General features: G+C 35.7%; 8 protein-coding genes. 6 read left to right on the top strand and 2 right to left on the bottom strand.

The annotated features are described in order from the left end of the window. Positions 1-236: 236 nt before the first annotated feature. Positions 237-644, bottom strand: a complete 408-nt coding sequence (locus RBB48_RS26340) for a hypothetical protein (protein ID WP_088092077.1) — start codon at positions 642-644, stop codon at positions 237-239. Between the two features lie 785 nt (positions 645-1,429). Between RBB48_RS26340 and RBB48_RS26335 the strand changes: the two genes are divergently transcribed. From RBB48_RS26335 to RBB48_RS26315, 5 genes are all read left to right on the top strand, one after another. Further along, on the top strand, positions 1,430-2,092 hold the full coding sequence (locus RBB48_RS26335; protein WP_097890038.1) for a response regulator transcription factor: 663 nt from the start codon (positions 1,430-1,432) through the stop codon (positions 2,090-2,092). Further along, a complete protein-coding gene (locus RBB48_RS26330) occupies positions 2,089-3,432 on the top strand; it encodes a sensor histidine kinase (protein WP_098961726.1) in 1,344 nt (447 codons plus the stop codon). Before RBB48_RS26335 ends, RBB48_RS26330 begins: the two co-directional genes overlap by 4 nt. Positions 3,433-3,452: 20 nt before the next feature. Beyond that, positions 3,453-3,986, top strand: coding sequence for a VanZ family protein (locus RBB48_RS26325; RefSeq protein WP_106101816.1), 534 nt, complete (start codon positions 3,453-3,455; stop codon positions 3,984-3,986). Positions 3,987-4,720: 734 nt separating this feature from the next. Further along, entirely contained in the window at positions 4,721-5,707 is a 987-nt protein-coding gene (locus RBB48_RS26320; protein WP_306008366.1) for a glycerophosphodiester phosphodiesterase family protein, read from the top strand. A gap of 489 nt (positions 5,708-6,196) precedes the next feature. Further along, complete coding sequence (locus tag RBB48_RS26315) at positions 6,197-6,955, top strand: DUF975 family protein (protein WP_306008365.1); 759 nt, start codon at positions 6,197-6,199, stop codon at positions 6,953-6,955. A 644-nt stretch (positions 6,956-7,599) separates the two neighbouring features. Here the strand turns inward: RBB48_RS26315 and RBB48_RS26310 are convergent. Next, positions 7,600-8,481 (bottom strand): LysR family transcriptional regulator, encoded by an 882-nt coding sequence (locus RBB48_RS26310; protein ID WP_097859116.1) that lies wholly within the window; start codon positions 8,479-8,481, stop codon positions 7,600-7,602. A gap of 243 nt (positions 8,482-8,724) precedes the next feature. Between RBB48_RS26310 and RBB48_RS26305 the strand changes: the two genes are divergently transcribed. After that, on the top strand, positions 8,725-9,063 hold the full coding sequence (locus tag RBB48_RS26305) for a VOC family protein (RefSeq protein WP_097859115.1): 339 nt from the start codon (positions 8,725-8,727) through the stop codon (positions 9,061-9,063). The last annotated feature ends 69 nt before the right edge of the window (positions 9,064-9,132 follow it).

Here is a 9,132-nt window from a genome sequence, read left to right as displayed (position 1 = left end):
AGGGTTCAAAGGGAACAGATACATAAAATAAATAAAGAATAATTTAATTATATAAGAAAATTGATACCGTAATATTGAGAAAGTGTAAAACCTTAATTAATTATTTTCGTTTGAAAAGTGATGTGATTACTATTTTAAAATTAAGAATAAATTTAATAGAGAGAGCTGTTTAACGAATTAAGTTAACAGAAGACAATATAGTTAGTAAACAAAGAGCGGAACATTTTGTTAATGAATTAATCAAAAAAGATTAAATGCATCTTACTGCTAGATCTTGATTTCGCAAAAAATTCCGCTTCATTTCCTCCATCCACAAAACCACCAATATTTCTGAAAACCCCACATTCACCAGGTCCTAAATATCGTACGCCTACATAATCATTATAGCTATCAGGATCGTACTCCCATAATTCAACTTTTAACTTACTAGTTGAACCTACTTCAGCAGCTCGGCAAATCTTGTAATCTCCACCAGTCGAGGCATATACATAACTTTCAGCACCATTTGAATATAGCGTTTCTTCTCCTAAGTAATCCCATCCAGAACTAAAAGGCTCTATTGTGTTTGCAAATGTAGAAGAAGGGACCAACAATACTAACAACGTCGTTACGAATGCCATCATACTAATTTTAAATTTTTTCATTCTTATTCATCCTTTGTTTTTGATTGAAAATTATTGTTCTTCACATAATACATAAAATATTTTGTTTTGTTGCAAATAAATGAATGCTTTAAAATAATGTTGTTTGAAAACACTTCTATCCATATGTTAGGGGTAACTCCACATTGCTATTCAGCTAATAGGGGTCTCGCGCGATCAAGTTAAGGTTTTTAATTACCCTCTAAACGAAAAATTAATTTCTCTATAGTTGTTAATTTTAGGAAATTAGTTCTTTTTTTGTTTTTGAGGTGTTGACTTTTCTTAAGTTGATAGGCATGTGGAAGTACCCCTTATAGGCAAAGGTTTTGACCCTTATTTTAATGGTGCGTGTTGTATATTGATAATAAAGTCATTTAAAAACAAAAGTAAATCTCTTATTTTTATTTTGTTAATTTTTACCATGCGAAAAAATAAAGTTAAAAGTGATGTAAAATGAATTCTTAGATTTGAATAAATAGGAGGAAAGCTCTAATAAACGAAAAAGAAATTGAAGAATTATTTGAAGGCGTAACCCCAACATTTCGGCACTTTGTTTTTGGTAATGAGTTTTGGTGACAGCGAAAGAAGCCAGTGAGAAATGGGGCATTTCAGATCGTCGGATACAGCTTTTATGTAAGTAGGCAGGATTATAGGTGAATATCGCTCGGCTGGACATGGGCTATTCCAGAGAATACCGTAAAACTTGTTGATGGACGAATGAAATAAATCTTAAAACTACAGGGAAAATACAGATTGCTGTGTTATCCTTTTTTCGGAGGTATACATTTATGGATATACGAATACTGCTTGTCGAGGACGATGAGCATATTTGCAATGCAGTAAAAGTCTTTTTATCTGGAGCGGGATATAAGGTGGATGCCTGTTTTAACGGGGATGAAGCGCATACCAAGTTTTATGATAACACCTATCAGCTTGTCATTCTTGACATCTTGCTGCCGGGAATGAACGGTCATGAGCTTTTAAGGGAGTTCCGTAAGCTGAATAATACGCCGGTTCTGATGATGACTGCTCTTTCCGATGATGAGAATCAAATCAGAGCGTTTGATGCGGAAGCGGACGATTATGTGACTAAGCCGTTCAAGATTCAGCTATTGCTGAAACGTGTGGAGGCGCTGCTCCGTCGCAGCGGTGCGGTGGCAAAGGAACTTCACTATGGCAAGCTGACTCTTTTGCCGGAAGATTTCAAGGTTTTTTATGACGACGAAGAATTACTTTTGACCCTTAAAGAGTTTGAAATCTTAATGCTACTGGTGCAAAAAAACGGAAAAACACTATCTCATGAAGTTATTTTGTCCCGCGTGTGGGGCTACGATTTTGACGGTGATGGCAGCACCGTGCATACTCACATTAAAAACCTACGGGCGAAGCTACCGGATAATATCATCAAAACAGTACGCGGAGTGGGCTACCGATTGGAGGAAACTTCATGAAAAAGAATGGGATATTTGTTAAGACTTTTGCCTATACGATAGTTGCTATGCTGTTGATTGTTTTCGTAACTGCCGCATTGTTTTCAAGTCAATTCTTAACACTGTACAGAGCAGTTGAAAGGGAACAAATAGTAGTGTCCTATCAGCCTTTGGTCAATAGAGTAAAAAATAGTGATTATAACGATATTCCCGCAGCAGCGCAAAGGTTTCGTGACAACAACCAATCATTTGAGTTTTGCATTATAGATGATAATCGCGGCGTGATTTACGCTACGCCGGGTGCTGATACCACGGATAATTTCAATGGTGACTTTTACTATGTGGTGCATAATGATAAAGCCCTCGGTTATTCTGTCGTCGCCCAGACCAGACCGGGATTAACTGCCTTTTACAATGAAATAATTGTACAGGCATTGGTCGCGTTTGCCATTATACTCGCCCTCTGCCTTGTGTGCGCGTATGTTTTTGCACGGCAGATAACCAACCCAATCAAGCGACTGGCGGATGACGCCGGGAAAATGACAAGGCTTGAAGATGTACCGCAAAGCCTGCCTATACGCCGGGATGAATTAGGCGATTTGTCGCGTGACATTCACTCTATGTACGATAAGTTGAAAGATACCATTTCCCGGTTAGAAAATGAAATCCTGCGGGTAAGGGAAATGGAGGAAGCACAGCGATATTTCTTTTCGGCGGCTTCACATGAGCTAAAAACGCCTATCGCGGCAACAAGTATCTTGCTGGAGGGTATGCTCGAAAATGTAGGTGATTACAAAGATCATCCCAAATACCTGCGCGAATGCGTGAAGATGATGGAGGCGCAGGACGATGTGATTTCCGAGATACTGGAGATTGTCAACCTGAGCGATGGGAAAATCTCTCAAGATCCTGAAAAACTGAAAGTTAGGCAATTAGTGGCTGACATACTGCCTGATTTTCAGATATTAGCTGAAGCAAACGGTCAGTGCATTGTTATGGACATTCCTGACGGACAAAACTGCCTTGTCGATTCTAAAATGCTTCAAAAAGCACTTTCCAATATCATTTTGAACGCAGTACAGAATACGCCTATAGGCGGTGAAATTAGGATATGGAGCGAGCCTGCGGCTAAACAATATCGCCTTTGTATACTAAACACAGATGCAAGGATAGACGCTACAGTTCTGCCTAAGTTATTTGACCCATTCTACCGTATGGATAAAGTGCGGGGGCGGAAAAGTGGGCGCAACGGTTTAGGCTTGACCATCGTGCGGAAAACGTTGGAAGTAATGAACATTGAATATGCTTTGGAAAACGTTCCGGATGGCGTTCTATTTTGGATGGATTTGCCAAAGGCATAAATAACACAAGGAGAAAAATAATGAAATCAGAAAACCGAAATAAACTTACAATTGCATTGTTTGTAATATATATGCTGCTGTTGACAGGCGTCATTCTCTTCAAATTACCGTTTTTTTCTTCTGAAATATCAGACGGGATACGAGTAATCAATCTGATTCCATTTCAGGGGTCTTTCGATGACAGCGGAACTATTGATTTTAGAGAAATAAGAGATAATATACTTATTTTTATCCCTTTAGGTATATATATTTGTATACTAAAAAGCAAATGGCCTTTTATGAAGAAAGTTCTTCCAATTGTTGCTTTGACATTGGCGTTTGAAGCTATACAATTCATTTTCGCAATAGGAAGAAGCGATATTACTGATGTACTTGACAATACGCTTGGAGGGGTAATCGGCATTGGTATTTATGCTTTATTGTTCAAGATTTTCAAAAATAGGACTGTTAAGGTTGTAAATATACTTGCCTTGGTAGTAACTGTATTCGTAGTATTATATTTCGCCTATCTGTTTTATCTCAGCCATTTTGTTATGAGGCGTCTGCACCCCTGATGTTAGCAACCAAGCTTTATCACTTTGATCGACAGGGTTATTCCTGCCGGTCTTTTTTGATTTTCTCCGCTACAGACAAACTACAGGTTGACTACAGGGAAAATACAAATTGCTTTGCCATAATAGGAGCATGACAAACGTAAATGTCTATTTTACGCCATACATAGAATGACTACCGCAATGAAAATGAAAAAACTAATCGCACTCGCTTTAGCACTTTTTCTCGTACTATTATTTCAACCAACCTGCTGGTTGATTGAAATAGGGATATTTGATTAACTTTATTGTCATTGGATCCTGCCATATTCCAACCACCTATACTCCCAAAAATGAAAATCCGAGCTGTATTCCGCAAATAAGTCTTTAAAATTATCATTTTGGGGTATTTATTTTTCTTAGCTTGATGGGTATGTGGCGAGACCCCTGTTAGAGCAAATAAAAAAACGTTTTTTAAATAGTTTCATTTAAAATCAATTGAATTTCATTAATTGAAAGAGAGGAAAACACTACGATTTTTTTCAAATCAATGCATAAGACATAGAATTACCTAATAGAAAAAGCGTAGCAACATATTTATATTAATTTTCAATTTCTCCCGCTTTATATCAAAGTACGAATCTTTAATTTCCAATGATATCCATTGCATTGTAATAAGATAGGTTGTAACATTTACCGGTATTTAAATGACAAACGTTGTTTAAATCATTTCAACAAATAGTTAAGAGGAGAATACAATGATTAAAATAAAAAGGTTACTGAAACGTAAAACGATTTGGATAATTCTTATCCTATTTGTATTTGTTTATGTAAATAACAGTTCTTTTTTTGCTAAAAGGGACGAGGGGGCTCCTATTCTTCTTGCTCACCGAGGACTTTCACAAACATTCAGCATGGATGGGATTGAGGGTGATACATGTACAGCAGAACGTATAAATAAACCTGAACACTCTTATTTAGAAAATACAATTCCATCTATGGAAGCTGCATTTAAAGCTGGAGCTGATCTAGTAGAGTTTGATGTTCAACCAACTAAAGATAATAATTTTGTTATTTTTCATGACTGGACGCTTGATTGCCGTACTAATGGTAAAGGCGTTACAAGAGATTTTACAACAAAAGAATTACAAGCACTTGATATTGGATACGGTTATACAGCTGATGGGGGGAAAACATTCCCGTTCCGTGGTAAAGGGATTAATCTTATGCCAACACTCGATGAAGTACTTAACCATTTTCCAGATCGTTCTTTTCTTATTCATATCAAAAGTGATGATGAAAATGAAGGAATCCAATTGGCTGATTATCTCAAGAAACTACCAGCAAAACGCCTTGAGCAACTAACTGTATATGGTGGTGATAAACCAATTGCTGCGATTGAGGAGCGTATCCCTAGTTTACGAACAATGTCAAAAGCAACTATGAAAAAGGATCTTCTTACTTATATTGCGTTAGGGTGGACTGGTTACATGCCTTCAAGTCTAAAGCATGGAGAGTTGCATATTCCAGACAAAGTAGCTCCTTGGCTTTGGGGATGGCCGAACCGTTTTCTTAATAGAATGGATAAAGCAGATACTCGCGTTATCATTGTAGGTGGAAATGGATTTGGATTTTCAAGTGGATTTGACTCATCCGAAGATATAAAACGTATTCCTGAAGATTATACAGGTGGAATTTGGACAAATCGGATTGATAAAATAGCACCTTTATTTAAGAATAAGTGATGATATAATACTCGAAGTGTTCATATGCTGAAAGAATTACTTTATGCTCCTAGAATTGTTTTGTAGAATTAAGTCTTTAACAAATAAGATGAATTTGTGATGTGTTTTAAAAGTAGTGCACAAGTGCAAAATCAAAAAAAAGATCACCTATGAAATTGTGTAGGTGGTCTTTTCATGTTCATAAAAAAACTTTTGTTCCAATTAGTCCAAATGTTTTTTTACTTATTTTCAGTAGATAAAACTACATGGGAAAAAGTAAAAAAGTGGAGAAATATTTGTCTGAATATATATAATTTTTAACAAAAATTCATAATTATGTTATATAATGATGATAACAAACCATATTTTAGGCATTACCCCCGATTGTGTAGAATAAATGATTTTTTACTGAGTTAAAGTGTTTGGCTAAAAGAACTTGTAGCGGGGCCTGCTACAAGTTCTTTTGTTTTTTCAGTATAGGAAAATAAGAAAAAAGGAGGGAATACAAGTATGACAAGAAATTTAAAGAAAGCAGCACTGAATTCGTTAGATGGTAAATGGGGGGGAGGTATAGGAGTATCAGCGTTAAACTATTTTGTACCTACTTTTAGTGCATCAGCAATTGCGACATTCATGTATTTAATAGTTGGCCTGTTTATTGGGGTAATTGGTTTGGATGTAATCTTTGTTTATTCAATTAGTGGGCAACCCCAAGTAGACCCTACTGCACTAGTTTTACTTATTCTAAGTTATATTTTTTTAGGACTTATTTGTTTCTTAATTTACAGTTCTATACAAGGCATCTTTAATTATGGATATTCTGCTTTTACCTTACATTTAGGTGAAAATGAAGATGCTAAAGTGGACGATGTATTTCTAGGATTTAAAAAAAGCAATTTGTTTAGATCAGTAAAATTGGGCCTGTTGCAAGCTATTTTTCTTTTTTTATGGAGTCTCTTATTAATTGTTCCAGGTATTATTAAATATTTTTCTTATTCCATGTCGTATTACATATTAGTAGAGAATCCTGATTATACAGCAAGTGAAGCATTGAGAGAAAGTAAAAGAATAATGAAAGGACAAAAGTTAAAGTTATTTGTTCTTTGGTTATCATTTATTGGTTGGTTTTTATTAGCCGCATTTATCGGAATGTTTACGTTTAATCTATCATTTATTTTCATTTCTCCTTATTACAATACAACTGTCTCACATTTTTACTTAGATTTAATTAAAAAACAGGATATTGGAGAAGCGAAGGTAAGTATATAAGTAGGAAGAAAGTATGTGCAAGGAAAGTGTATACTATCTTGATAGTGGATAAATTACGTTTATTATGATTTAAGCAAGGGTACTGCAAACATGTTGCAAGTTGAAGTGTATAAGATAAGGATAATACAAAGACTGGAGTACAGCTTACTACGAACCGTTTTGATACAGAATTATATTGTAGATTTAAAATGAAGTTTAATCAATTTGATACTAATAATCTTGATAAACAATCATAGAAAAGGGCGTGTTTTGAAAAAGATTGATCAAAACACGTTCTTAATATTTTCATTTAGTCCATTATTTCATAAAAAAATTTGAACATTTTCTGCCTGTGTTACTCCACAATCACGCCCTTTAATGGAAAATCGTTCAATAAGTTTCTGAGATATATGTCTACTTATGTTATGGGAAAAAAGCTCCAGTATGTTAAAAGTATTATTTTACTTCATATTAATAATCTTTAAATTTATCAACTACTAAATAGAGACTACTAGTTAATTTATGTAAGAAGAGGTGTGATCATGTATGAATCCATCATTGGCCTGAAAGTTAAGAAAGGAGACAGTCATGTTCAACCTTTTACCTTCAGGTCCTAATATTTAGAGCTATAGGCTGATAAAGTTCGAATCTAAACTAAGGGTTTATTACTTCCTTAAATCAGTAAAGTTCTGGACAAAAAACTCCTGAAATTTACGTTCCGCCACGGACATATAACGGCCTTCAAGCCATGCGATTTGATAGGTACGCTGACAAATAGGATTATCAATATGCACTAAATGAAATGACGTCTCTATTTTTTTTATTAAGGTTTCTGGCATAAAAGCAATACCAATTCCCATACGGATGAAATAACTTACTGCAGAATGTTCGTCAACTTCACATATAATATTCGGAGTAAATCCTGCTTTTTGACAAAATTCATCCGTCATTTCTCGGAATGGATTCCCTTGCTTTATACAAATAAAAGGATCATTAGCCACTTCTCTCAAGTCTATGTTGCTCCGATTAACAAATCGATGTGTATGAGGAACAGCTAGTAAGATTTTTTCAGTGAGAAAAGACAATCCCTCTATCCCCGTCTGCTCAATAGGAGGGAAAGTGATACAAAAATCGATATCTCCACTTCGGAGCTGTTGCACCTTTTCCCTCTCTGAAGCTTGAGTGATTTGAAGTTTGATATCAGGGTGCAAGGATATAAAAGAACCTATTACATCAGAAAAGCATTTATGAGTTGTTGTTGCTAAAGAAACACGCCCTCTTTCCATTGCCGCAAGATCTTCAACTTCTCTTCTGCCCTCTTCAAGTAACATGAGTGCCTTTTCTACTTTCTTTAGATACGCTTTTCCAAATGAGTTGAGTCGAATCTTCCTTCCTTGGCGATCAAATAATGGTACACCTAAATCCTCTTCCAACCTAGCGATGGTTTTGCTGAGAGCAGGCTGCGCGATGTGAAGCTCTTGCGCAGCCTGCGTCATATGCTCCAACTTAGCGACTTTTAGAAAATAATGCAGTTGCAGTAGTTCCACATTCATCACTCCTTTATTCATATACTCGAGTATATAAAGAGATATATTAAAATGTCTTTTTATTTATTAATAATCAATTATAGAATAAAACATGTAAGCAATAAAAACTTTCAAAGATTTTAAAGGATTCTACTGTTTTAATTATGAGTATTTTTTCTTAACTACTTCCCATTTTGGGAAGGCATTCTTAAACAGTGAATATGGAGATGAAGGTATTATACCTAAAGAGAGGAAGTGGAACCTTTGAAACTAAACCATATCAACCTAACGGTCACTGACGTTAACGCTGCTCGAAAGTTCTTGGAGAAATACTTCAGCCTACAAACTAAGAGCACGCATGGCGATTCGTTCGCTGTACTATTAGACGAAGATGGATTATTGCTCGCTTTGATGAAAGGTACTCAGGTCAGTTATCCGAAGTCCTTTCATATTGGTTTTTCACAGGAGAGCGAAGAACGGGTGAACGAGATCTATCAACACTTGAAGAATGATGGATTTGATGTAAAACCACCCAAAAGGGCCCATCGCTGGACATTCTATGTTAAGGCCCCGGGTGGATTTACCATCGAGGTGCTTAGTTGAATAAAGACATTCAATGATCGTTCAATAGCAGAACATGTCAATTCGTAATCCTGAGATTACATTTTAAAA

It is taken from the genome of Bacillus sp. MMSF_3353, assembly GCF_030733445.1.
Classification (GTDB): domain Bacteria; phylum Bacillota; class Bacilli; order Bacillales; family Bacillaceae_G; genus Bacillus_A; species Bacillus_A wiedmannii.
Note: the sequence above shows the minus strand (reverse complement) of the source record. Positions and strands in the feature narration are given on the sequence as shown.

Coding starts and splice junctions, on each gene's coding strand:
- RBB48_RS26315 (WP_306008365.1), top strand. CDS start 6,197: ATGACAAGAAATTTAAAGAAAGCAGCACTGAATTCGTTAGATGGTAAA.
- RBB48_RS26330 (WP_098961726.1), top strand. CDS start 2,089: ATGAAAAAGAATGGGATATTTGTTAAGACTTTTGCCTATACGATAGTT.
- RBB48_RS26340 (WP_088092077.1), bottom strand. CDS start 644: ATGAAAAAATTTAAAATTAGTATGATGGCATTCGTAACGACGTTGTTA.
- RBB48_RS26320 (WP_306008366.1), top strand. CDS start 4,721: ATGATTAAAATAAAAAGGTTACTGAAACGTAAAACGATTTGGATAATT.
- RBB48_RS26325 (WP_106101816.1), top strand. CDS start 3,453: ATGAAATCAGAAAACCGAAATAAACTTACAATTGCATTGTTTGTAATA.
- RBB48_RS26335 (WP_097890038.1), top strand. CDS start 1,430: ATGGATATACGAATACTGCTTGTCGAGGACGATGAGCATATTTGCAAT.